Source organism: Streptomyces sp. CB02058 (genome assembly GCF_001905505.1).
Taxonomy (GTDB): Bacteria; Actinomycetota; Actinomycetes; order Streptomycetales; family Streptomycetaceae; genus Streptomyces.
Genome location: NZ_LIPG01000003.1, coordinates 1,206,998 through 1,230,806 on the forward strand (window position 1 = coordinate 1,206,998; position 23,809 = coordinate 1,230,806).

Genomic DNA, 23,809 nt, shown 5'->3' on the forward strand with positions numbered 1-23,809 from the left:
TGAGCCGTCGCTTCCGGCGGTCGGGCGGGCGTTCGACCGCGGCGCGGCATCGGGACGGCTGGGCGCCCGCGTATGCGTACACCCGTCCGTCGCTCAAGTATCTGCTCCTTTTCGATCCGATTCGATCGCATGTACCCCTGTCCCGTTGTGCGGGACGGGGGTTTTCGTATGTGCGGGAGTTTTTCGCTCAAATGCTCGCATTATTTGGCGTTATCGCTGGAAACTCATGAGTCACCCCGAGGTGCCTTCGTGAGATCTTGTCCTGTCCAGCAGGACAAAGTAGTCCGGTTTGGACTGATTCCCCGTGGGTGTCACTCCCTGCACACGCCTGACGGCGGTGAGTGCGAAAACTGGCGAGTGTATTACCGCCGGCGTGCTCGCGCAGGGGGTTGGGCGAATGTGCCGAAGCACTGATCTGATCTGGCTAGGCTCACGCGCAGTGAAGTCGAGTTGATATGAATTCGCGCACTCGTTCATAACTGTCCGAACAAGTGCGTATACCTCCCGAATCAACCGCCAGAGGGTTTAGATGGTCCGTGTTGAATCACCGCCGACCAACAGAGACATCCCCGTGATCCGCGCCGCACTCCTGCCCGTTGTGCTGATGGCCGGAGCCACCACCGCCGGCGCGGTGCCGGTCGCCGGGGACACGCGGGTGGCAGTCGTCCTGTGCGGTGCGATCGCCACCGTCGTGGTCGCCACGCTCGCCGTCGTACTCAACCGCCGCAGCCGGGCGACGCGTGTCCAGCGCGCGCAGTACGAACAGCGCATCGCGTTCCTGGAACACCGCATCGCCACGCACGACCAGGAGACCGTACGGCTCACCAAGGAGCTCCTGCCCGCCGCGATCCGCAGGCTGCGTGCCAGCAACTCGCCGCAGGAGGTGATGCGCGACATCGTCGACGCCGACGAGACCTACCGCAACCTCCCCAAGGCACAGCGCGCCCTGGTCCTCCAGGTCCTCGACATCATCGACAACGAGGAGGCGATGCGTGACTCCGCGCAGCGCGCCTTCGTCAGTGTCGCCCGTCGCGTCCAGGCCATCGTCCACCGGCAGGCCAGTGAGCTCAGGGAGATGGAGGACCACCACGGGCGCAACCCCGAGGTCTTCGACGACCTGCTCCGCATCGACCACGGCACCGCGCTGATCGGCCGGCTCGCCGACTCCATCGCCGTGCTCGGCGGCGCCCGCCCCAGCCGCCAGTGGCCCAAGGCCGTACCGCTCTTCAGCGTGCTGCGCGGAGCGATGTCCCGCATCCTCGAGTACCAGCGCGTCGACCTGCACTCGATCGCCAAGGTCGCCATCGTCGGCACGGCCGTCGAACCGCTGATCCACGCCTGCGCCGAACTCCTCGACAACGCGACCCGCTACTCGCCGCCCCAGACGCGGGTGCACGTCACCGCGGTCGAGGTGCAGACCGGCATCGCCATCGAGATCGAGGACGGCGGCGTCAGCCTCAGCGAGGAGGCGCGTGCGCGGGCCGAGAACATGCTCGCCCAGGCCCAGGCCGGCATCAACATGAACGACCTCGGGGAGTCCCCGCGCCTCGGCATGGCCGTGGTCGGCAGGCTCGCCCGGATGTACCAACTCCAGGTCTCCCTGCGGCAGTCCGCGTACGGCGGTGTCCGCGCCGTGCTCGTCGTGCCCCGCGACATGATCACCACCGGGCCCGCTCCCGGCATCGCGCACGGCATCGGCGCCACCTCGCGGCCCCAGAGCTCGCTCGACATGTCGCAGATGCAGCACGTCGTGCCCCCGCGCGGCAAGAACAAGGTGCGCCCCACCGCGACCGGGCCCGTCCCGTCGGTCGCCGCTCCGGCCGCCCCCGTCCCCGCACCGGCGGTATCCGCAGCACGGCCCGCCGCCCCGGCGGCCTCCATGGGGGACGACGAGATCGTGGTCACCGAGTGGACCGCGGGCGGGCTTCCGCAGCGCCGCAGCCGGGGCCGCGCACCGCTCGGCTCGCACAACCTCCCGCAGCAGTCCGCGCCGGCCGCCGAGCCCCCCGCCGCGCGCAACGGACACGGCGGCGACACGGCACCTCCCGGTCTCTGGCTGGAGGCATTCACCCAGGCGGTCAACGGTGTGCCCAAGGACCAGGACAACGGCGAAGACTCTGACGACGCGTGGGACAAGGGAGACCAGAAGTGATCCAGCAACGGGGAAACATGGACTGGATGCTCAAGGAACTGGCCGACGACGTACCGAGCATCCACCAGATCGTGGTGCTCTCCGCCGACGGACTGCGCATCGCCCGCCACGGCGGTGACCCCGACGTCGCCGACCGCCTCGCCGCCGCCTGCGCCGGGCTGCAGAGCCTGGCGGCGGCCGTCGCCACCGAAATCCCCTACAGCGACGGCCTGATGAAGCTCGTCGTCATCGAGGTCACCGGAGGGTTCTTCTACCTGATGGCGGCCGGAACCGGCGCCTACCTCGCGGTGCTGGCCGGGGAGACGGTCGACGCCGGCCTCGTCGGAGCCCGCATGCGCGACATGGTCGTCCGCATCGGCGCGCATCTGACGAGTCCTCCGCGCCACGACGGGCAGGCCGGATGAGCCCTCCCCGACGAGAACGCCGCAAGGCCGACCCGGAACTGAGCGACCCGGAACGGCTGTATGTGATCACCGGTGACACCGACGGCGAGAGAGCGGCACTCGACCTCGTCACGATGGTGGTGGCACAGGCCGATCCGTCGCCCACGGTCCAGCCCGAGCAGGCCGCGATCCTGCGGCTCTGCAAGGCGCCGCTGTCCGTCGCGGAGATCTCGGCCTATCTGAGCCTGCCCTTCAGCGTGGTCACCTCGCTCCTGACAGAACTCCTGGCGACCGAACTGATCGAATCGCGCGCGCCCATCGTCCGCGCCGCGCTCCCGGACCGGTCCCTCCTCGAAGCGGTGATGCATGGACTTCAGAAGCTCTGACACGATCACGGGCCCCCGCAGCCAGGACGTCCTTCCCAGCACGGCCACGGCCGCGGTGAAGGTCGTCGTCGTCGGAGGGTTCGGGGTCGGCAAGACGACCATGGTCGGCTCGGTGAGCGAGATCCGGCCCCTGACGACCGAAGAGACCATGACCCAGGCCGGCGTCGGCGTGGACGACAACGTCGGCGTGGAGACGAAGACCGCCACCACCGTCGCCATGGACTTCGGCCGGATCAGCCTCAGCGAAGAACTGATCCTCTATCTGTTCGGCACCCCCGGCCAGGAACGCTTCTGGTTCCTGTGGAACGGGCTCTTCGAGGGAGCGCTCGGAGCCGTCGTCCTGATCGACACCCGGCGGCTCCAGGTCAGCTTCGACGTCATCGGCAGGCTGGAGGAGCGCGGGGTGCCCTTCGTCGTTGCCGTCAACACCTTCCCCGACGCACCGCACCACCCCGTCGAGGCACTGCGAAGTGCCCTCGATCTGCCGGACGAGGTCCCGATGATCGACTGCGACGCCCGGCTGCGCGCCTCCAGCCGCGACGTGCTGATGACCCTGATGCGCTATCTGCACAGCCTCGCCGTGCCGCTCGCCTGACGACGGCACACCTACGCCTCCGAACGGGCCCTGTCCCCATGCGCCCGTTCTCGTACGCCTCATTCCTGGAGCCACTGTGACAACCCCCTTCCCGTACGAACCCGGATCGGCCACCGGTCCGGTGCCACCCCCGCAGTGCCCCGCGCACGCCTCGGGTACGGGCCCCGGCGGCCTGCGCCGTCTCTTCGGCCCCGAGGCCGAGGCCGACCCCGCCGGACTGTACGAGAAGCTGCGCGCCGAACACGGGACGGTGGCGCCCGTCCTGATGCACGGGGACGTTCCCGCCTGGTTGGTGCTCGGGCACAGCGAGAACCTCCACATGACCCGCACCCCCTCGCAGTTCTCCCGCGACTCGCGCCGCTGGCGCGCCCTGCAGGAGGGCACCGTGGCCCCGGACCACCCGCTCGCCCCGGTCTTCACCTGGCAGCCCGTGTGTTCCTTCGCCGAGGGCGCCACCCACGAACGGCTGCGCGGAGCGGTCACCGACAGCATGGCGCGCATCGACACCCGTGGGGTGCGCCGCCACATCAACCGGTACAGCAACCGGCTCGTCAACGACTTCTGCAAGGAGGGCCGCACCGAACTGGTCAGCCAGTTCGCCGAGCGACTCCCGATGATGGTGATGTGCGCGATCATCGGCATGCCGGAGGAGTACAACGACCGCCTGGTGCAGGCCGCCCGTGACATGACCCGGGGGTCGGAGACCGCCGTCGCGAGCAACGCCTACGTGATCGGCGCGCTGGACCGGCTGGTGGAGCGACGCCGGAAGGTGCCCGGCGAGGACTTCGCCACCTGGCTGGTCGAACATCCCGCCGGCCTCACCGACAAGGAGGTCAGCGAGCACCTGCGGGTGGTGCTGATCGTCGCCTACGAGACCACCACCAACCTGATCGCCAACGTGCTGCGCATGGTCCTCACCGACCCCAGGTTCCGCGCCCGGCTCAGCGGCGGGCACATGACCGTCCCCGAGGCGGTCGAGCAGACGCTCTGGGACGAGCCACCGTTCACCTCGGTCCTCGGCCGCTGGGCGGTGGGCGACACCGAGCTCGGCGGGCAGCAGATCAAGGCCGGTGACGCCCTGATCGTGGGCATCGCCCCCGCCAACACCGACCCCGCCGTGCGGCCCGACCTCACCGCCAGCATGGAGGGCAACCGCGCGCATCTGGCATTCAGCAGCGGCCCCCACGAGTGCCCGGGCCAGGACATCGGCCGCGCCATCGCGGACGTCGGTGTCGACGCCCTGCTGATGCGCCTTCCCGACCTCGAACTCAGCGTGGACGAGAGCCGGTTGAGCTGGGTCGGGAACTTCGTTTCACGGCACCTGGTGGAGCTGCCCGCGAGCTTTGCCCCGAGCCCGGAACAGGAGATCGACGCCGAACCGCTGCCCGCGGTCTCCCGTGCCCGGTCGAAGGCCGACTGGGAGGTGGCCTCGCCCGCGATGCCGCGGCCCTCGGGGACCGTACCGGCCGGCTACGCACCGGGCGGGGCCCAGGCACCCGCCCCGCACGCGCCGTCCGGCACCCCCGCAGCCGTCCCGGGGCAGCGGAGCGGGCCGCCGAAACTGTGGCAGGCCGTGGTGCGCTGGTGGAACGGACACTGACACCGGACGCCGTGCCGCGTGCCCTGGCCGTCCGGGTCCAGGGCACCCGGCCGCGTGCCCCGTACCATCGAGCAGCGTGAAGCTGACAATTCTTGGCGGTGGCGGATTCCGGGTCCCTCTGGTGTACGGGGCGCTGCTCGGCGACCACGCCGAAGGCCGCGTGACACGGGTGACCCTGTACGACACGGACGCCGACCGGCTCACCGCGGTCGCCCGGGTACTCGTCGAACAGGCCGAGGGCATCGACGACGCGCCCGCCGTCCTCGCCACGACGGATCTCGACGAGGCCCTGCGGGGAGCGGACTTCGTCTTCTCCGCGATCCGGGTCGGGGGACTCGAAGGCCGGGCGGCCGACGAGCGGGTCGCGCTGGACGAGGGCGTCCTCGGCCAGGAGACGGTCGGGGCCGGGGGCATCGCCTACGGGCTGCGCACCGTGCCCGTCGCGGTGGACCTCGCCCGGCGCGTCGCGCGGCTCGCCCCCGACGCGTGGGTCATCAACTTCACCAACCCGGCAGGGCTGGTCACCGAGGCGATGTCCCGGCACCTCGGCGACCGTGTCATCGGCATCTGCGACTCGCCCGTGGGACTCGGCCGCCGGATCGCCCGCGTCCTCGGCGCGGACCCCGACCGGGCGCGCATCGACTACGTGGGGCTCAACCACCTCGGCTGGGTGCGCGGGCTGCACGTCGGGGGCCACGACGAACTCCCGCGCCTGCTGGCGGACCCGGAGCTGCTCGGCTCGTTCGAGGAGGGCAGGCTCTTCGGCCCGGACTGGCTGCGCTCGCTCGGGTCGATCCCCAACGAGTACCTGCACTACTACTACTTCAACCGGGAAGCCGTCCGCGCCTACCAGGAGGCCGAGCAGACCCGCGGCGCCTTTCTCCGCGAGCAGCAGGAGGGTTTCTACGCCCGCATGAAGGACCCGGCCGCCCCACCGCTGGCCACCTGGGACCGTACGCGCGCCGAACGCGAAGCCACGTACATGGCGGAGAACAGGGACGTGGCGGGGGCGGGCGAGCGCGAGGAGAGCGACCTGGAGTCCGGCGGCTACGAGCAGGTCGCCCTCGCCCTCATGAGGGCCGTGGCCCGCAACGAACGCACCTCGCTGATCCTCAACGTCCGCAACAGGGGCACCCTCCGGGTGCTCGACGAGGACGCCGTCATCGAGGTGCCCTGCATGGTCGACGCCGACGGCGCGCACCCGGTGACCGTCGATCCGCTCCCGTACCACGCCGTCGGACTGGTGACCGCGGTGAAGGCCGTGGAACGCGCCGTGCTGGAGGCCGCGGAGACCGGCTCGCGCGCGGCGGCCGTGCGGGCCTTCGCCCTGCATCCGCTGGTCGACTCCGTCTCGGTGGCCCGCCGGCTGGTCGACGGCTACACGAAGGTCCACCCCGGGCTCGCCTACCTGGACCGGCCGTGACCGTCAGCCGCTCCCGGCGTCCAGGAGTTCACCGCTGACCAGGATGTGCAGCTGGGCCTCCAGCCAGGCGGCGGTCCCGGCGGGGCCGGGCGTGCCCGTCGCCTCCAGGAAGGCCCGGAGCAGGGCCGCGGCACGCGTCAGCCCGGTCCGTGACAGGGCCGTGGCGGCGCCGTCGATACGGTCCCGGGCCGGGACGGAGAGATGGCGCAGCCCGCTGTGGGCCACGGCGGCGAGGGCGCCCGCCGCCTCGTCCAGCGCGGCCGTCAGGGGATCCGGCGGACGGTGGCCCTCCGCCGCCGGAGCCGCCGCCAGGGCCTTCGAGCCGTCGCCGGGCGCCAGATCGGGCACCAGCACCCCGGACGGCGTCAGCACCGCCACGGGGTCGATCCGGATCTCCCCGCCCGCGACACGGACCGAACCGCTGAGGTGGGTGGCGCCCCCTTCCAGCGCGCCGGCCAGCGCGTCGAGCGCACCGGGGCAGGCCGGACGGTAGGCGGAGCTCACCCGTGCGCGGTTGCCCGACTCGTCCCGCACCACGGCTTCGAGCCGCTGCTCGGCGGGGTCGTAACCGACACGCTCCACCTCGGAGAGGGAGACCACGCGCATGGACTCCGCCTCGACCCGGGGGCGGATCAGCCGGGGCGGCCGGCTCTCCCAGGCCCCGGTCAAAGCCCTCAGATCGCGGACCAGCAGGGAGCCGGGCAGCTCGGTCCAGGAGGTGCCGACCGGGGTGACGCTCGTGGCGCCCACCCTGCTGCCGCAGATCGTCAGCGCGCGGCTCGCGGTGCGCCGGGCGCTCTCGCTGACCAGATTGCCCGTGGCCAGCCGGCTCAGCGTCGTACCGAGGTGACGGCGGGCGGACAGCCGGTGGCCCGTCAGCTCCTGTCCGTCGGCGGCGGCCCACTGCTTGTGGAGCACGAGGACGGCGGAGGCCCCCGGATGCGCGAAGTACACCTCGGCGGCGGCTCCGGCAGCGGTCGCGCGGACCCGGCAGCCGAGCGAGGTGAGCCGGACGCGCCGCAGCGGTGTGTCGCCGGGCTCCCGCACCCCGAGCACCGACGGCCGTGCGGCGGCCCTGCGCCGGGCATGGATCTCGGTGAGCAGCTCCGCGACGAGTTCGGGGCGGTAGTCGGCACTGCGGGCGGTGTAGGAGGTGAGCCGCCCCGCCAGTTCGGCGACGGCCCCGGCCGGCCAGTGCAGGGACTCGGCGGTGAGCGCCTCGGCGGCACGGGTCAGGGCTCCGGCGAGCACCGGGCTCGCGTGGGCGACTCCCGTCATCAGCAACTCGTCGGCCAGGGAGGCGGAGTGGTCCAGTGCGGGTGAACCTCCGGCGGTGGTGCGGGCCGTGGGGCGACCGCCGACCTGGACCGTGTCGTGCCCGCCCTCCTCGGCGGCGGCGCGGAAGGCCCACACGGCGAGTGCCACCACCTCGCCGCGCAGCGCGGCTGCGGCGTCCGTCAGCGCGTAGGCGATCTCACCGGGGACCGGGAAGCGCACGGTGCACGTGGGGAGTTCCACCCAGGGCTCCGGGCGGTCGGAGGTGGGGTGGTGCACGCGCGCACCGTAACCGCGCTCGAACGTGCGGCGGGCGGCGGCCAGGACGGGTGCCCCGAAGGCCCTGGTCAGCGCGGCGTCGTCCAGGGAGGCGGGGGACCAGGCGGCCGGGGTGCCGGGAGTGCCCGGGGTGTCCCGGTCCGCGGGGGTGTTCGGGGCCGGGGTGCGCGGAGTGCCCGGGGCCGGGGTGCCCGGAGTGTCCGGGGGAGCTTCGGTACCGGCGTCCTCGGCGGGGCCGGCGGCGGTTTCCGGGGCGGGTGCGGTGGCGACCTCAGGTGCGGCGGTGGCCCGAGCCGCTTCGGCCGTGCGCTGGTAGGCGAGGACCACGGTGATGAGGTGGCGGCAGACGCCGGGCGCGGCGCAACTGCACGAGCCGTGGTCCAGACCGGCGCCCGGCGGCAGCGACGTGGTCGTCCCGTCCGCGAAGCGGCCACGCACCGTGCGATCCGGCTCGGTGGTGACGGCGGGGGCGGCTCCCGCGTCCACCTCCTTCGTCGCCCGCTTGACCAGGCCGCGGTTGGCGAGCGCGGTGAGGGTGTCGGGAGTCAGAGCCAGCAGATCGGCGCGGGCCACCGGCCCGTTCGCGGTCGTCGTGTCCGTCACCGGCCCAGCCTCTCCGCCACGAACTCGGCGAGCCGCGCGGGCGTCATCGCCCCGACGTGCGCCCCTGCCTGCGCCAGCCGCCCTGCCAGCTGCCGGTCGTAGTCCGGTTCGGAGTCCTCGTCGAGCGCGGCCAGCCCGAGCACGGTGACGCCCTGCTCCGTCAGCGCACGTACGGAACGCTCCAGCCGGTACGGGTCGCCGCCCTCGTAGAAGTCCGTGATCAGCGCGATGATCGTACGACGGGGGTTCTCCACCTGGGCGGCGCCGTATGCCACGGCCCGGGCGATGTCGGTCCCGCCGCCGAGCTGCACCGACATCAGGAGCTCCACCGGATCGGTGACGTCCGAGGTCAGATCGACCACATCGCTGTCGAAGGCGACGAGATGGGTCTTGAGGCCGGGCAGTCCCCACAGACAGGCGGCGGTCACCGCCGAATGGATCACCGAACCGGCCATGGAGCCCGACTGGTCGACGAGCATGATCAGCTGCCACTGGGTGAGATGGCGCTGCGTGCGCCCACGGAAGTGGGCGCGCTCTATGAGGAGCCGCCGCTCCTCCGGACGGTAGTGCGCCAGGTTTGCCTGAACGGTACGGCGGAAATCGAAGTCCCTGGCCAGAGGTACCCGGCTCGGACGCCGTGACCGGGTGCCGTGGAAGGCCCGGCGGATCTCCGGCCGCAGCCGTGCGAGCAACTGCTCGACGACCGAGGCGACGATACGCCGTGCCAGGCCCAGCACCTGTGGGTTCATCAGGTGCTTGGTGCGCAGCACGGCACGCAGCAGCGTGGCGCTCGGCTCGACCCGCTCCAGGACGGCGGGATCCGTGACGATCTCCTGGATGCCGTACCGCTCGACGGCGTCGCGCTCCAGGCGCTCGATCGTCTCCTTCGGGAAGAGCCGGTGGATGTCGTCGAGCCAGTCGACCGCGGTCACCTGGGACGGGCCGCTCCCGCCCGTACGCCCGGTGGGCCGCACCCCGCGCGTGCGGAGATCGGGGTCGCGGCCGTAGAGCCAGTCCAATGCGGCGTCCCGGGCCCCGGCCTCCTCGCCCAGCGGGCCCGTACGGGACTCGGCGGCGGACCCCAGGATCAGCCGCCACCTCTCCAGCCCCGCGTCGGGCCCGATGGGTCCCGTGTCGGGTCCGACGGGACCCGAGTGAGGTCCGCCGGGAACCGCAGCGGACCCGATGGGAACCGCGGCGGACCCGGACGCCTTCCCGGGATCGGGGGCGGTCACAGGGCCGGTCATGAGGCGTCCCGCAGTCCGTGACGGGCCAGCACTCGGAACACGTTCTCCTCCAGGGCTCCGGCGCGGGCCAGCAGCAAGGGGTCGGCAGTGGTGCGCAGCAGGCCGCGCGCGGAGCCGCGCACGGCACGCCGCTCCAGGAGCACGGCCGCGATCCGCTCGCGCTCGATCGGCGGGAAGTAGGCGAAGGCCTGCCGCAGCGCGGGCAGCCCCGACAGGAACTCCTCGTCGGACAGGCCGCCGACGAGGCCGTCCAGGACCTCGATCAGGGATTCCCCGCCGATACCCGTACCGCCGCCCGTCACCTCCTCGCGGGCGAGAGCGAACAGCCCCGCCAGCCAGTCTCCGAGCCTGCTCGCGCCCCCGGCCGCGACCGCGCGCACGACCGAGGCCGGATCACCGATGCCGCCCGGTACGTCGCGTAGGGCCTGTGCGCCGTGTGTGCCCTGTGCGTCGTGCGGACCGTCGGCCAGGGCCCGGTGGAGACCGAACGCGGCGCCCCGCAGGTCGTCCGGCGCCTCGGTGTCCCGGCTGATGCGCAGGGCGACCCCGGCCACCGTCCCGCGCGACAGCGACAGCGGACCGGCCGCGTGCAGCAGGGCGTCCCGCACGGCGGCCACCGCCCGCAGACGGGGAACGTCGACCCCCGGACCACCCCGGGCGCCCTCCAGCAGCCACAGCAGACGGCCCGTCGCACCGTCGATCACCGAGGCGAGCAGCGGCCCGCGCGCCACCCCGTACACCTGGTCGTGCCGCCACAGGCCGAGCGCCGTGGACAGTACGTCGCCGAGCGGACCCGGGGACTTCAGCGCGCGCACCCGCGCGGCCAGTTCGCCGAGGAGGTCCTCCGAGAGCCCGCCGACCCCGCACAGCACGGCGTCGAAGAGGACCGAGGCCAGCGTGTCCGCCTCCGCCGCGCCGCCGTGCGCCCGTTCGGCCAGGGCCGTCGCGGCGGCCTCCGCCAGATTTCCCCCGTACGCTCCCGCCTCGACCAGAGCCGCGTCCCTCCCGGCCGCGGGCACGTGCTCCCAGCGTTCGGTGGACACCGGGTCCATGCCGTGCCGGGGGCCCTCGGTCCGCTCGTGTCCCGGGACGCCGAGGACACGCAGTCGGTGCAGCACCCTGCTGCGCTCCAGATCCCGTGCGTCCATCAGGTCCAGGCGGTACACGGCGTCCCGGCCGCGCAGCTCCAACCGGGCCAGCTCCGCTTCGACGTCGTGGACCAGCGGCGGAGCCGGCGTATCGGGATGCAGCCGACCGAAGCGCGCACCGCTGCACGCCGCGACCATCTCCACCACCGCGGGGTGGGTGCCCGCCGCCAGCGTGGACCGGGACGTCCAGGGCAGCGGCGCTTCCAGGTCGTCCGTGATCAGGGCACCGGCGAGTCCGTCCAGGACATCGATCCGGGCGGGGCTGGGGTGCCCGCGCAGTGCGGTGAGTCCCTGGGACAGGCTCCGGGCCGCCACCAGGTCCGCCGTGGACACCGGATACCGGCGCGACCGCAGCCGCTCGACGACAGCCCGCAGCAGGCCCTCCGCCGCGGCCTCGGGGCCCTCCTCCCACACCTGCTGGTAGTAGCCGGGCGACGGCATCCCCGACTGGTAGCCCGAGAAGGAGTCCAGCCGGCGGAAGGAGTACGGCACCAGGAAGCTGCCGGCCAGTGCTCCGGCAGGGGGAGCGGGCACCTCGGGCCAGCCGTCCGTGCCGACCACGGACCGGCCGCCACCGTGCTCAGGACCACCGTCCTCCTTGTGGCCGTCCTCTTCCGTGCCGTCGGACACCAGCGCGCGCAGTGCCGGCTGGTGGAAACCGCCGGTGACCACCAGCACGGGGCGCCCACCCGCCGACCGCACCGCCGCCCGGACCCAGCGCGCCATGTACGACTCGCGCGCACGGTCACGCGCATCGGCGACGGCCTCACCGCGCACCAGCGTGAAGTAGGCGTCGAGCCGCTCCGCGAGCCCTTCGTCCGGCTCCACCTCGAACAGGCGGTCCCAGAGCGCGTCAGGGGAGTCCACCGCGAACCGCGAGCACAGCCGGTCGGTCGCCTCGGCGTACCGCACCTCCGCGTCGGCGTACCTGTTGGTGCGCTCCGCGAACGCCGGGTGCCAGGCCGGCAGATCGATGAAGCGGACCTCGGCCCCTGCCGCCCGGCCCGCCCGCAGGGCCACCCACTCCGGTGAGTAGTCGCAGAGCGGTGCCCAGGACGTCGCCGCCCGCTCCCCGTCCCGGTAGTGGCTGAACACCGCGACCGGCAGTTCGTGCCCGAGCAGCAGCTCGTCCAGCCGGGGGTTCATCTCGGCCGGCCCCTCCACCAGCACATGGGCGGGGCGCAGTTCCGCGATGGTCCGCTCCACGAGCCGGGCGCAGGCGGGGGAGTGGTGGCGCACCCCCAGGAACACCGCGGACATCAGTCCGCCAGCAAGTGGCGCGCGTCGTACAGGGCCTGCCACTGCGGGCCCCGGCGGCGCGGCACCCGCTGCTCCAGGAAGCGGCGCAGTCTGGCCATGTCCTCCGGGCTGTCCTTCGCCGCCGTACCCGCGAGGCACGCCACCACATCCGCGGCACTGCCCGGCTCACCGCGCAGGAACCAGCCGCGCACTCCCACGGCATGGGCCACCGACACGGCCTCGGCCGTGCTCATCACGGCCGAGGAGGGACGCCCGCTGCCCGCACCGGACCCGTCCTTCGCGCCCGCACCCGCGCGCAGTTCGCGGAACGTGCCGACCAGGACCTCCAGCACATCGCGGTCCGGCGGCGGCTCCACCCCGGAACGCCGCAGAAGCGTGGCGGCCTCCGCCTCGACCAGGGCCAGCTCGGTGTCCAGGTCCGGGATCGGGAACACCGTCTCGAAGTTGAAGCGGCGCTTCAGCGCGGCGCTCATTTCGTTGACGCCCCGGTCCCGGGTGTTGGCGGTCGCGATCACGTTGAACCCCTGACGGGCGAAGACCATGCCGTCGGGGCCGGTCAGCTCGGGGATGGCGACCACCCGCTCGGACAACAGAGAGAGCAGCGAGTCCTGCACCTCCAGAGGGCAGCGGGTGATCTCCTCGAACCGGACGATCAGGCCCTCCGCCATGCCGCGCAGCATCGGCGCGGGCACCAGCGAACGCGTGGAAGGCCCCTCGGCGACCAGCAGCGCGTAGTTCCACCCGTACTTGATCTGGTCCTCGGTCGTGGCGGCGCCGCCCTGCACGGTCAGCGTGGACACGCCGCTGACCGCTGCGGCGATCAGCTCGGACAGCAGCGACTTCGCGGTGCCCGGCTCGCCCACCAGCATCAGCCCGCGGCTCGTCGCCAGCGTCACCAGAGCCCGGTCGACCAGTGAGGGGTTGCCGACGAACTTGCGGCTGATACCCGCGTCCTCGTCACCGATCACGAACCGCCGCGCCGCCCGCAGGCTCAGCTCCCAGCCCGGTGGCCGGGGGTCGCGGTCGTCGGCCCGCAGCGCCTCCAGCTCCCGGGCGTAGCGCACCTCGGCGGGTGGGCGCTGCACGGCCACCGGCCCGGCCACGCGCTCGGACCCGTTCGGCTCCGCCTCCCCGCTCACGCGGCCACACCCTCGGTGAGTTCGGCGAGATCGGCGAGCAGTTCGGACACGACGACCGGGTCCAGGCCGGAGAAGCGCAGGGGGTAGCCGTACCTCGCGGGGTAGTGGTCGCCCGGAGCGGACGCGAGCCAGACCGTCTCCAGGGTCTGGTCGGGGAACATGTCGACCACACCCACGGCGATGCCGGTGTCCAGCGCGATCACCAGGTACTCCTTGTCGCCGAGCCGCTTGGAGATCCAGCGCTCCACCCCGGCGTCCTGGGGTACGCCGCGCTCCCAGCCGCGCCGCTGGAGCCCCAGCACCTTGCCCGTCGTCACCTTGAGCCCCTCGAACCGCGGCAGCCGGTAGCTGTCGGCCTCCTCCGGGCCCAGTGCCGTCACCGCGCGGCCCAGCTGGGGGAACGGCTGGAGGATCTCGTAGTCCGCGAACACCTCCGACCACGCCGCGAGCCCGGATCCCAGGTGCAGCGGGTGCGCGAGGTACACGGTCGCACCGTCGGGCAGAGCGAAGGCATCGTCCTCGACATCGGCGAACGTACGGTCCTCCGCGACCCGGAACGCCGTGCGTACCCCGCCCGTCTCGCTCAGCCACACCAGACGGCGCACCAGGTGCCACAGCAGCGGATGTCCCACGAACAGCTCGCGGAACTCCTGCGCCGTCCAGGAACGCCCCGTCACCATCGCGGTCTCGAACCGCCGCACCTGGTCGGACGCGATCGTGCGCACATCCTTCTTCAGCGCCATGAACCGCTTGCGCTCGGCCGGAGCCAGCTCCGTGTCGTCCTTCGCGCCGGGCACGGGCAGGTCCTTGCGGCGCTTGCCTTCCCCGTCCAGGACGAACGGCCGCAACTGCTCGTCGAATCCGACCGTGAAGGTGCGCGTGCCGTAGTCGACGACCGTCGAACCGCCCGCGTCCAGGCCGAAGTCGGGGACGAGCCTGTCGGACAGCTGCTCGCCGGACAGTCCCAGTCCCGCGGCGACCTCGGCGATCTTCTCCTGGGCACGCGCCTTGAGGCCCTTGAACTTCACCCGCTGCGCGATGCCGTGCAGATGCAGCAGCGCGACATCGGTGCCGATCTCCGCCAGCACGTCCAGCCCCTCGACGGCCCGGTGGTGCGCCGCCTCTCCCGGCCAGGCACGGATGACCGGGGTGAGCCGCCGGACCGTCCCGTCGTCGCCCAGCAGTCCCAGGGCGTGCAGCGCCCATGCCTCCTTCGCCGGCTGATCGGCCTCCCTCCACCGCTCGAACAACGCCCACACGAACTCGGCGAGCGCGCCGGCCTCCGCCGCGTCCGTGAGCGCGGTGAGGCCCGGGTACGGGTCTCCGGGCCTGGACATTGCCAGCATGGTCAGGGCATGGCGCACCGAGTCCTCCGGCAGCGCGCCCCCGGCCCGTGCCGCGATCTGCGGCAGCAGCAGCGGCTGCGCCCAGCCGGGAAGCTGAGGCACCGTCGAGGGCAGGGCGAGCTCCAGCGGGTCGACCGCCAGCAGCACACCCACCGCGTCCGCCGCCTGCTCGCCGTACGTCGCTGCTGCCTTCCGCACCGTGTCGGGCCCGTGCAGGGAGGCGATCAGGACGAGGGCCTGCTCGGCGGCCCGGCGGGCGGACCCGGCCTTGCCCACGGCGTCGGGAACGAGGAACGCGGCAGCCGCGCCACCGTGCCGCCGGAACCAGGAACGCGCCGTCGAAGCCGTCGACTTCAGCCGCAGAGCCCAGCTCGCCATGTGACGGGCGACGGACACGTCGACGAACGGCAGCAGCAGCGGGGCGAGCGAGCCCGGCTGGCGGGGCACGGCCCGCAGCAGCAACGGCAGGGCGTCGAGCCCGAAACGAGCGACGACCGGCCTGAGGGTGTCCAGGCCGTCGTAGATGTCGGTCGGATCCCAGACGGCGAGCGCCTCGGCCACCAGCGTCTCCGGCGCGTTGATGTAGACCCAGGCGGACTGCAGGCTCGATCCGGTCAGACCCTGCCACAGCCCGGCGATGTCCCTCTCCCAGTCACCGCTGCTGTGCGCCTCGGTGTACCAGCTGGAGGACGCCGCCCAGGCGTCCCGCTCCCCGGGGAGCCAGTCCACCGACGGCGCGTGATCAGCGGTCAGCCCCGTCACGACGACGGATGAGGCCGTCGCGCGCGGCCGGGTCCACGGCGGGGAGGTCAGCACGGCCGGCAGGGCGCTCGCGTCGGTGTCGGGGACGCGGTCGGCGGGGTTGAGCAGCGGATCGATCACCGCGACCAGATCGTCCCCGAGCGTCGGCAGTACCGAGGCCACCAGCGCGGGGTGAGCGGCGACGTGGCTGAACAGCCATCGGCGCGCGTCCGTGGCCGATCGCTCGTCCTTGTCGCGCACATCCGCGGCAAGCAGACGCAACGCGCGCACGGGATAGCGCCGCATCGCTTCGAAGAGTGCGGCGCGGGTGGGCTTGGAGTCCGCGTGGTCGATCAGCAGGCGCAGCGCCTCGTCCGTCGGGATCTCGGCCAGGGCGGTGGCGGCCTGCTTCATCATGTCCGTGTAGTGGCTGGGTTGGAGACCCCTCGCCAGCAGCGGGGCGACGGCCGTGCCGATGCCCTCCGCCACCGTCCCGATCAGCGCGACGCTCTGGTGCACTCCCGCCGGGTCGGTGAGCGCCTCCAGCTGATCGGCGGAACGGAGCGAGCAGAGGAGCATCACGCCGGTGGTGTGGTCCCTGGAGCCGGTCGCTCCGGGGTCCGAGACGAGCTCGTCCACCCAGGCGGTCTCACTCGGCGCGAGGTACGAGGCGATGACCTTGCGCGATGTGTCCGTGCGGGACTCCGCGAGCGCGGCGACCGTCGCGCGGTACGTGTCCTCGTCGGCAGCGGCGATCAGCGCCCGGATGCGGTCGCCGACCGGGCCGTGCGAGCCCAGATGGCTGTACCGATGCGTGGTGAGGGGCGCGGTGCGCGCCTCCAGCCAGGGATCGGAGCGCCGCCCACCGGCCTGCATCCAGTGAGCCTCGACCAGGTAGTACTCCACGGCGGCACGCGCGGCGAACGGCAGTCCGTGCCGGGCGATCCACAGATCCGCCCACCCGGACGTCGGCGGGACCGCGACGAGCGTCGCCAGTACCGCCGCACCGGTCGGCGAGTGGGTGCCTTCCCGGTGGGCTCGCAGCGCGGCCACGAGCGCGTCGTCGCTGCGGGGCGCGTCCATGAACTGCTGGATCCAGCCCGTCTCCTCGGCCTCCCTGCGCTCCAGGGTGTCCAGCTCCTCGCGGCGCACCCTGCGCGGTGCACGCCGCACGCCGCCGCGCCGGGGATGGAGCGCCCGCTGCCAGGCGGCCGGCAGCACGAACGTGTCCTCGTCCGGGAGCGCCCCGGACTTCTCGGCGGCGGGCGGGGCCGAGGCGGCGGACACGGTCGAGGCGGAGGCGACGGAAGTGGCAGGCGTGCTCCCGGAGGCCCCCACCTCGAGATACCCCTTGCGCTCCTTCTCGGCGATCGTCCTCAGGACCTGGGCCTCGGCCGCCTCGGCCGACGGATACTCCTTCGACTGCGTCCGCCCGTCGCTTCCGCACCGGCCGTACCGCACGGTCACAACCGTGCCCTCCGCCCCGGTCTCCCAGAACTTCGACGCACTGCCCTCTACGAACTCCCAGCGGCGCACAGGCCTGCCCCCTCACCCGACCCCCGCTCCGCGGCGGGCTTGTGGATCAATGGGGCCAGACTAGAACCGGCCACTGACAACGCCCCTCGGGAGGTGCCGCCGCGGGCGTCCGGTCAGGGAGCGGGCACGGCCCTCGGCCCGCCGGCCGGGTCCCAGGACGGCACGACACCGGTGACCTGGCACACCATGAGGAAGAGCGGGATGGGCGGCGTGTAGGGCGTGCGGCTGTCCGGGGCGTGGATCAGCCGGGGGCGCCCGGCCGGGACGTACGCCCCGGTGGCGTACGACGACTGCTCCGGCCAGTCCAGATCGAGATCCGAGCCCGAGGGGACGATCCACCACCACTGGTCGGCGTCGGCGAACACGCATCCGGCGCGCGGCAGATGCGACATCAGACGGAACCCGTAACGCGCGGGAACGCCCACCGCGTCGTATCCGAGGCTCGCCGACAGCGCGGGCGGCAGCGGCAGCCGGACGCGGCCCCCGGGCCCGTCCTCCTCCACCGGGCGGGCCCGGCGCGCGCCGAGCAGATGGGACAGGGCGTTCTTCAGCATGCCCGCTCCATGTCGTACGGCAGTTCCGCCCATACGATGCGACCCGAGCCGTTCCCCGCGTCCAGGGAACCCCAGGCGGCGCTCATGGAGTCGACGAGCAGCAGTCCGCGTCCGTGTTCGCCGTCGGCCGTGGGAGACATCCGGGGGCCGCCGGGCTGATGACCCTGGTCCTGGACGGATATGCGCAATCGGTCCGCGTCGCACCTGAGCTCGCAGACGACCCGGTAACTGGCGGTGTGCACGACGGCGTTGGTGACCAGCTCGGAGACGATCAGAACCGCCGCGTCGTAGGCATCGCCGCTCACCCGCCAGTCCGCCAGCCGTTCCCGCGTGAGGCGCCGGGCACCGGCGACGGACTCGGGATGCGCCGGCAGCGCGAAGCAGTAACGGAGCGCTTCCGTCCCGGGGCTGAGGTCCAAGAGCCGGGGGATGAGCGCACTGCCAGGTGCCACGACCGATTCCTCACAGTGGGGGCTGTGTCACGCTTCGCACCGTCCCGAAACGGCCGGACGCGACTACGCGAACTTGGTTCGGTCACCAACTCTCCCCCTGACATGAACACTTGGCAAGGGGCACTCTGAAAAATTCAGAGTGGCTGTGTCCATGAAGCCGGGCGCATGGCACACTGCTGGCAACAGCGCATCGGGAGGTCTGAAGTGAGCGAACCGCGGTCCGCCCCGACCGTGGGCCAGGTCGTTCTCGGCAAGCGCCTGCAGGATCTGCGGGAGCGCGTCGGCCTGAGCCGTGATCAGGCGGCGAAGGTGCTCCGTGTCGCCCCCGGGACCATACGCAGGATGGAGACGGCCGAGGTCGGGCTGAAGATCCCGTATATCCAGCTTCTCCTGAAGGCGTACGGGATCACCGAGCAGGAGACCGACGCGTTCGTCGTACTCGCCGAAGAGGCCAACAAGCCCGGCTGGTGGCAGCGCTTCCACGACGTGCTGCCCGACTGGTTCAGCATGTACGTCAGCCTGGAGGGCGCCGCGAGCCTCCTGCGCATGTACGAGCCGCACTTCATCCCCGGCCTGCTGCAGACGGAGGACTACGCCCGCTCCGTCCTGCGCACCGGCGCCGTCGGCCAGACCAGGCCTGCGGACATCGAGCGGCACGTGGCGCTGCGGATGGAGCGTCAGTCGCTGCTCACCAAGGCGGAGGCGCCGAAGCTGTGGGTGGTGATGGACGAGACGGTCCTGCGCCGCCCGGTCGGCAGCGCGGAGGTCATGAGAGCGCAGGTCGACCGCCTGCTCGAAGCGACCGAGATGCCCCATGTGACGCTCCAGATCGCGGAGTTCTCGACCGGTCACCACCCGGGCACCTACGGCCCGTTCGTCCTCTTCCGCTTCGCGGTCCCCGAACTCCCGGACATGGTCTACAGCGAGTACCTCACGGGCGCCGTCTACTTCGACGCGCGTCCCGAGGTGGCTTCCTATCTCGAGGTCATGGACCGAATGGCGGCTCAGGCCGCAACTGCACAAGGCACCAAGGAAATCCTCCGGGACTTCCGCAAGGAGTTGTGATGAACCACATATACAACGGCATGCCGGCCGCCGACCTCGGCACCGAAGGCTGGTACAAGCCGTGGAGCGGTGGTAACGGGGGCAACTGCATCGAGGCGATGAAGCTGGCGGACGGCAGAGTGGCGGTGCGCCAGTCCGCCGACCCCGACGGCCCCGCACTCATCTACTCCAACGGCGAGATCGCCGCCTTCATCCAGGGTGCCAAGGCCGGCCAGGCCGACTTCCTCCTCACCTGACACACCGCCACACCTTCTCGCTCCACACGCTGTTCGCCGATCACCACGACCAACGGAGTGCGTCATGACCGGGCAGGACCCCCAGACCGTCGAGATCGACACGAGCAAGCCGCATCCGGCACGGATGTACGACTGGTTCCTCGGCGGAAAGGACAACTACCCGGTCGACGAACAGATGGCCAAGCAGCTCCTCGCACTGGACTCCCGGGGCCGGGACATGGCCCGGGTCAACCGGGCCTTCATGCACCGGGCCACCCGCTGGCTCGCCGAGAGCGGCGTACGCCAGTTCCTCGACATCGGCTCCGGCATACCCACCGAGCCGAACCTCCACCAGATCGCCCAGCGGACCGCCCCGGACGCGCGCGTCGTCTACTGCGACAACGACCCGATCGTGCTCGCCCACGCCGCCGCACTGCTGCGCTCCACCCCCGAGGGCGCCACCGAATACATCCAGGCCGACGCCCGGCGGCCCGACGCGATCCTGGAAGCGGCGGGCAAGACCCTCGCCTTCGACCAGCCCATCGCGCTCTCCCTCCTCGCGCTGCTCCACTTCGTGGACGACGAGGACGGCGCCGCCGAACTGGTCGACCGGCTCGTGGAGCGCCTGCCGTCCGGCAGTTACCTGGTGCTCTCGCACACCACGGGCGACTTCGACCCCGAGGGCGCCGCCAAGGCCCGCGCCATGTACAAGGCCCGGGGGATGACCCTGCGGCCCCGCTCGCGCGCCGAGCTCACCGCGTTCTTCCACGGCCTCGAACTCGTGGAGCCCGGCGTCTCGCTCTCCGCCGACTGGCGTCCGGAGCTCGGCGAGGTGATCGACGTCGCCGGCGTCGACCCCATCCCTGGCTACGCGGGCGTGGCGCGCAAGCGCTGATCCCCGGACCCGGCCCACCGCCGACCAGGGGCACGGGCGACAATGGGGGCATGTCACGACGTACCTCCCGCCCGCGCGCCTCGGCCTCCGCGGCACCGGACCGGACCGCCCCGGAATCACCGTGCCCGTGCGGTCTGCCCGCCCCCTACGCCGAGTGCTGCGGCCGGTTCCACTCGGGCGCGGCGGCAGCCCCGACCTGCGAGGCGCTGATGCGGTCGCGGTACGCGGCCTTCGCCGTCCGGGACGCCGGATACCTGCTGCGCACCTGGCACCCGGCGACCCGCCCGCAGACCCTCGACCTGGACCCGGCGACGCGCTGGGTCCGGCTGGAGATCCTGGCGGCCACCGAGGGCAGCGCCTTCCACACCACCGGCACGGTCACCTTCCGCGCCCACTACACCGACGGCGGCGGGCCGGGCTCGCTCCACGAGAAGAGCCGCTTCGTCCGCCACGAGGGCGCGTGGGTGTACGAGGAGGCGGTCTTCGCCGAGTAGGGACGGGTCCGGCCGGATCAGACCGCGGCCACGGCCGGCTCGGGCGGGGCCAGCTGCTGGGCCAGGTCCTCCGCGAGCAGCCGCTTGGCGATCACGTCGACCGCCGCCCGCAGCTGCCGGTCGTCGGGCCTGGCGCCGTCCTCGGCCAGCCGTTCGTTGAGCCAGCGGCCCCACGCGTCCGAAATGGTCGCCGCCTCCCGCGCGCCCGCCGCCGTATGGGTGAAGAGGTGGCCGTCCCCCGTGAGGTATCCCTCCTCGATCATCCGGTCGAAGACCGGCACCAGGACCTCGGGCGGGATCCGGTGGCGGGCGGCGATCAGCTTGAGCCCCGCGTGGCCCACCATCCGGGTGAACAGGTCGACCTGCATCACGGCCCAGGCCCCCGCCATGTCGAGGCGGGTGTCGGACCGGGCCACGATCCGCCGGGCGGTGTCCGGACCGGCCTCGTGGAGGATCCGCGCCACGGCGGATTCGAGCACCTTCTCCGCGTCCCCGGTGCTCGGCTGGGCGAAGCCCTCGCCCATGTCGGTCGAACCCGCCCGGGCGCTGTCGCGCAGCTTCACCTGCTTCAGGAAGAGCGAGACGACGAAGCCCAGCAGGGCCACCGGCACCGTCCACAGGAAGACCGTGTGCAGGGTGTCCGCATAGGCCTGGGCCAAGGGGGCGGTCTGCTCCGCCGGCAGCGCGTGCACCGCCTGCGGGCTCTCCGCGGCCCGCGCGAGCGTCGCCGGGTCGCCGCCCGCCCGCGCGGCCTCCTCGACGCCCTGCGTGAGATTCGGCCGCAGCGCGTTGGCGTAGATCGTGCCGAACACCGCCGTGCCGAACGAGCTGCCGAGCGTACGGAAGAAGGTCACGCCGGACGTCGCGGTGCCCAGGTCCGCGTAGTCGACGGTGTTCTGCACGGCGATCGTCAGCACCTGCATCGACAGGCCGATCCCGATGCCCAGCACCAGCATGTACAGCGATTCCAGCCAGACCCCGCTGCCCGGGCCCATGCGGGACAGCAGGTAGAGACCCGCCGCCATCACCAGGGAGCCGATGACGGGGAAGAAGCGGTAGTGGCCGGTCTTGCTCACCACGTTGCCGCTGAAGATCGAGGCGGCCAGCAGGCCCACCACGAGGGGCAGGGTCCGTACACCGGAGAGTGTGGCCGAGTCCCCGTCGACGTACTGCAGATAGGTCGGCAGATAGATCATCGCGCCGAGCATGGCGAAGCCCACGATGAAGCTGAGCACCGAGCAGACGGCGAACACCGGATTGCGGAAGAGCCGCATCGGCAGCATCGGTTCCTTCGCCCTGAGCTCCACCACGCAGAAGAGGGCCAGGGCGACGAGGCCGCCGATGAACAGGCCGATGATGACCGGTGAGCCCCAGGCGTACTCGTTGCCGCCCCAGCTCGTCCCGAGGATCAGGGCGCTGGCGCCGACCGCGACCAGCGCGATGCCCAGATAGTCGATGACCGGGCGCCCGGCGGCCCGCACGGAGGGGATGGTGCGGGCGGCGGCGATGACCACCACGATCGCGATCGGGACATTGACGTAGAACGCCCAGCGCCACGTCAGATGGTCGGTGAACAGTCCGCCCAGCAGCGGTCCGACGACCGTGGCGACACCGAAGACGGCCCCGATCGCCCCCTGGTACTTGCCCCGGTCGCGCAGGGGGATGACATCGGCGATCAGCGCCATGGACGTCACCATCAGCCCGCCCGCACCGATGCCCTGCACACCCCGCCAGATGATCAGGAGAAGCATGTTCGACGCGAGACCGCAGAGGAACGAGCCGGTGATGAAGATGATCGCGGAGATCTGGAAGATCAGTTTCCGCCCGAAGAGGTCACCGAACTTGCCGACCAGCACCGTCGCCACGGTCTCCGCCAGCAGATAGGCCGTCACCACCCACGACATGTGTTCCGCGCCGCCGAGGTCCGAGACGATCGTGGGGAGCGCCGTGCCCACGATCGTCTGGTCCAGGGCCGCCAGCAGGATTCCCAGCACGATCGTGACGAACACGATGTTCCGGCGCCGGGGGTCGAGGACGGGCGGCGCTGCGGCACTCCGCGCGGCGGGGGCGGTATCGCTGGCAGTCGTCACCTTCGCACCGTCACACCCGTCCCCGCCCCACGCATCCGGGGGACGGCCGGACGGGTCAGGCCAGAAGGGCCCGCACGGAGCCCGTCATCCGGGCCACGAAGGCGTCGCGCACGTCCTCGGTGACGCGGTCGAGGGAGAGATACGGATTGAGGTCCTCCAGCTCCACGAGCAGCAGTTCGCCCTCCGGCGCCCGGCAGGCGTCCACCCGCTGGATGCCGTGGGAGAGGGTGTTCCACTCCACGAAGCGCCGCGCGAACTCCAGGTCCCCGGGGCTCGGCGCGTACGGTTCGAGGACCCAGCGCCGCTCGGGGTCGGGCGCGTGCAGGGCGTACTGGAAGTCGTGGTCGACGAAGTAGAAGGACACCTCGTAGCTGAAGTCGATCCGGGGCTGGACGAGCAGGGTGCCGTCGGCGCCCTCGGGAAGCTCCGGCTCCTCGGTGAACCGCAGGCCCACGGAGTCCGCTCCGAGCTTGGGCTTCACCACGTATCCGGCGGCCCGGGGGAGCAGCCCGAGGTCCTCGGCGCGGTCCACCGTGGGGATCACGGGGAATCCGGCGCGGCTCAGATCGACGAGATACTGCTTGCCCGCCATGTCCGCGCGCCCGTCGAGCGTGTTGTAGACCCGCACCCCCGCCTCCCGCGCCCGGGCCCGGAACGCGTCGTAGGCCTCCTGGTAGTGCAGCACCGGACCGCTGTTGCGTACGACGACCGCGTCGAAGCCGTCGAGGAGCGCCGCCGCGTCCCGGGGGTGACAGAGCGCGACGTCGAAGGCCTCGCGCAGCCGGGACGTGAGGAAGATGTCCTCGTCGCAGTAGCGCCGGCCGCGTGCCTCGTAGGCGAGATCGGTGACGAAGAGGACAGCGGGGCGCGGTGTGCCGGGGGCGGCGTTCAAGGAATACTCCCAGGGGGTTCGGGATCGGGCTGCCGGTCA

At 72.1% G+C, this 23,809-nt stretch carries 19 protein-coding genes; 10 read left to right on the forward strand and 9 right to left on the reverse strand.

Annotated elements, in window-relative coordinates; genetic code table 11:
- Positions 1-529: 529 nt before the first annotated feature.
- From AMK10_RS18765 to AMK10_RS18790, 6 genes are all read left to right on the forward strand, one after another.
- Positions 530-2,152: a sensor histidine kinase gene (locus AMK10_RS18765; RefSeq protein WP_073748948.1), complete on the forward strand. Its 1,623-nt coding sequence runs from the start codon at positions 530-532 to the stop codon at positions 2,150-2,152.
- Positions 2,149-2,556 (forward strand): roadblock/LC7 domain-containing protein, encoded by a 408-nt coding sequence (locus AMK10_RS18770; RefSeq protein WP_014049573.1) that lies wholly within the window; start codon positions 2,149-2,151, stop codon positions 2,554-2,556. The genes AMK10_RS18765 and AMK10_RS18770 overlap by 4 nt, the downstream gene beginning before the upstream one ends.
- Complete coding sequence (locus AMK10_RS18775; protein ID WP_073748949.1) at positions 2,553-2,921, forward strand: DUF742 domain-containing protein; 369 nt, start codon at positions 2,553-2,555, stop codon at positions 2,919-2,921. The genes AMK10_RS18770 and AMK10_RS18775 overlap by 4 nt, the downstream gene beginning before the upstream one ends.
- Positions 2,902-3,516 (forward strand): GTP-binding protein, encoded by a 615-nt coding sequence (locus AMK10_RS18780; protein ID WP_073748950.1) that lies wholly within the window; start codon positions 2,902-2,904, stop codon positions 3,514-3,516. Before AMK10_RS18775 ends, AMK10_RS18780 begins: the two co-directional genes overlap by 20 nt.
- Before the next feature lie 76 nt (positions 3,517-3,592).
- On the forward strand, positions 3,593-5,116 hold the full coding sequence (locus AMK10_RS18785) for a cytochrome P450 (RefSeq protein ID WP_073748951.1): 1,524 nt from the start codon (positions 3,593-3,595) through the stop codon (positions 5,114-5,116).
- Positions 5,117-5,192: 76 nt separating this feature from the next.
- Positions 5,193-6,539, forward strand: coding sequence for a 6-phospho-beta-glucosidase (locus AMK10_RS18790; protein ID WP_073748952.1), 1,347 nt, complete (start codon positions 5,193-5,195; stop codon positions 6,537-6,539).
- A gap of 3 nt (positions 6,540-6,542) precedes the next feature.
- Here AMK10_RS18790 and AMK10_RS37430 read toward each other — a convergent pair whose 3' ends face one another.
- The 7 genes from AMK10_RS37430 to AMK10_RS18825 form a co-directional block, all read right to left on the reverse strand.
- Positions 6,543-8,696 carry a hypothetical protein gene (locus AMK10_RS37430; RefSeq protein ID WP_158070878.1) on the reverse strand — a complete coding sequence of 718 codons (2,154 nt, stop codon included), beginning with the start codon at positions 8,694-8,696 and terminating at the stop codon, positions 6,543-6,545.
- Positions 8,693-9,943, reverse strand: a complete 1,251-nt coding sequence (locus AMK10_RS18800; RefSeq protein ID WP_079180761.1) for a VWA domain-containing protein — start codon at positions 9,941-9,943, stop codon at positions 8,693-8,695. The genes AMK10_RS37430 and AMK10_RS18800 overlap by 4 nt, the downstream gene beginning before the upstream one ends.
- Positions 9,940-12,351: a DUF5682 family protein gene (locus tag AMK10_RS18805; RefSeq protein WP_073748953.1), complete on the reverse strand. Its 2,412-nt coding sequence runs from the start codon at positions 12,349-12,351 to the stop codon at positions 9,940-9,942. The genes AMK10_RS18800 and AMK10_RS18805 overlap by 4 nt, the downstream gene beginning before the upstream one ends.
- A complete protein-coding gene (locus tag AMK10_RS18810; protein WP_073748954.1) occupies positions 12,351-13,490 on the reverse strand; it encodes an ATP-binding protein in 1,140 nt (379 codons plus the stop codon). The genes AMK10_RS18805 and AMK10_RS18810 overlap by 1 nt, the downstream gene beginning before the upstream one ends.
- Complete coding sequence (locus tag AMK10_RS18815; protein WP_073748955.1) at positions 13,487-17,113, reverse strand: DUF4132 domain-containing protein; 3,627 nt, start codon at positions 17,111-17,113, stop codon at positions 13,487-13,489. The genes AMK10_RS18810 and AMK10_RS18815 overlap by 4 nt, the downstream gene beginning before the upstream one ends.
- A 113-nt stretch (positions 17,114-17,226) precedes the next feature.
- Entirely contained in the window at positions 17,227-17,667 is a 441-nt protein-coding gene (locus AMK10_RS18820) for a hypothetical protein (RefSeq protein ID WP_073748956.1), read from the reverse strand.
- Positions 17,661-18,119, reverse strand: a complete 459-nt coding sequence (locus AMK10_RS18825; protein WP_073748957.1) for an ATP-binding protein — start codon at positions 18,117-18,119, stop codon at positions 17,661-17,663. Before AMK10_RS18825 ends, AMK10_RS18820 begins: the two co-directional genes overlap by 7 nt.
- A gap of 204 nt (positions 18,120-18,323) precedes the next feature.
- Here AMK10_RS18825 and AMK10_RS18830 point away from each other — a divergent pair, with 204 nt between their 5' ends.
- The 4 genes from AMK10_RS18830 to AMK10_RS18845 all read left to right on the forward strand — a co-directional run bounded on the left by AMK10_RS18830 (position 18,324) and on the right by AMK10_RS18845 (position 20,788).
- Positions 18,324-19,184 carry a helix-turn-helix domain-containing protein gene (locus AMK10_RS18830; protein ID WP_073748958.1) on the forward strand — a complete coding sequence of 287 codons (861 nt, stop codon included), beginning with the start codon at positions 18,324-18,326 and terminating at the stop codon, positions 19,182-19,184.
- Positions 19,184-19,420, forward strand: a complete 237-nt coding sequence (locus AMK10_RS18835) for a DUF397 domain-containing protein (RefSeq protein ID WP_014049581.1) — start codon at positions 19,184-19,186, stop codon at positions 19,418-19,420. Before AMK10_RS18830 ends, AMK10_RS18835 begins: the two co-directional genes overlap by 1 nt.
- A 64-nt stretch (positions 19,421-19,484) precedes the next feature.
- Positions 19,485-20,294, forward strand: a complete 810-nt coding sequence (locus AMK10_RS18840) for an SAM-dependent methyltransferase (protein WP_073748959.1) — start codon at positions 19,485-19,487, stop codon at positions 20,292-20,294.
- 50 nt (positions 20,295-20,344) lie between these two features.
- Entirely contained in the window at positions 20,345-20,788 is a 444-nt protein-coding gene (locus AMK10_RS18845) for a YchJ family protein (RefSeq protein ID WP_073748960.1), read from the forward strand.
- Between the two features lie 17 nt (positions 20,789-20,805).
- Here AMK10_RS18845 and AMK10_RS18850 read toward each other — a convergent pair whose 3' ends face one another.
- On the reverse strand, positions 20,806-22,878 hold the full coding sequence (locus AMK10_RS18850) for an MDR family MFS transporter (RefSeq protein WP_073748961.1): 2,073 nt from the start codon (positions 22,876-22,878) through the stop codon (positions 20,806-20,808).
- Positions 22,879-22,933: 55 nt separating this feature from the next.
- Positions 22,934-23,770, reverse strand: a complete 837-nt coding sequence (locus tag AMK10_RS18855) for a hypothetical protein (protein WP_073748962.1) — start codon at positions 23,768-23,770, stop codon at positions 22,934-22,936.
- Positions 23,771-23,809 lie beyond the last annotated feature (39 nt).

What these genes read in the sequence shown, in the direction of transcription:
- AMK10_RS18765 (WP_073748948.1), top strand. Translation starts at nt 530, where the DNA reads ATGGTCCGTGTTGAATCACCGCCGACCAACAGAGACATCCCCGTGATC.
- AMK10_RS18775 (WP_073748949.1), top strand. Translation starts at nt 2,553, where the DNA reads ATGAGCCCTCCCCGACGAGAACGCCGCAAGGCCGACCCGGAACTGAGC.
- AMK10_RS18780 (WP_073748950.1), top strand. Translation starts at nt 2,902, where the DNA reads ATGGACTTCAGAAGCTCTGACACGATCACGGGCCCCCGCAGCCAGGAC.
- AMK10_RS18800 (WP_079180761.1), bottom strand. Translation starts at nt 9,943, where the DNA reads ATGACCGGCCCTGTGACCGCCCCCGATCCCGGGAAGGCGTCCGGGTCC.
- AMK10_RS18805 (WP_073748953.1), bottom strand. Translation starts at nt 12,351, where the DNA reads ATGTCCGCGGTGTTCCTGGGGGTGCGCCACCACTCCCCCGCCTGCGCC.
- AMK10_RS18820 (WP_073748956.1), bottom strand. Translation starts at nt 17,667, where the DNA reads ATGCTGAAGAACGCCCTGTCCCATCTGCTCGGCGCGCGCCGGGCCCGC.
- AMK10_RS18835 (WP_014049581.1), top strand. Translation starts at nt 19,184, where the DNA reads ATGAACCACATATACAACGGCATGCCGGCCGCCGACCTCGGCACCGAA.
- AMK10_RS18840 (WP_073748959.1), top strand. Translation starts at nt 19,485, where the DNA reads ATGACCGGGCAGGACCCCCAGACCGTCGAGATCGACACGAGCAAGCCG.
- AMK10_RS18845 (WP_073748960.1), top strand. Translation starts at nt 20,345, where the DNA reads ATGTCACGACGTACCTCCCGCCCGCGCGCCTCGGCCTCCGCGGCACCG.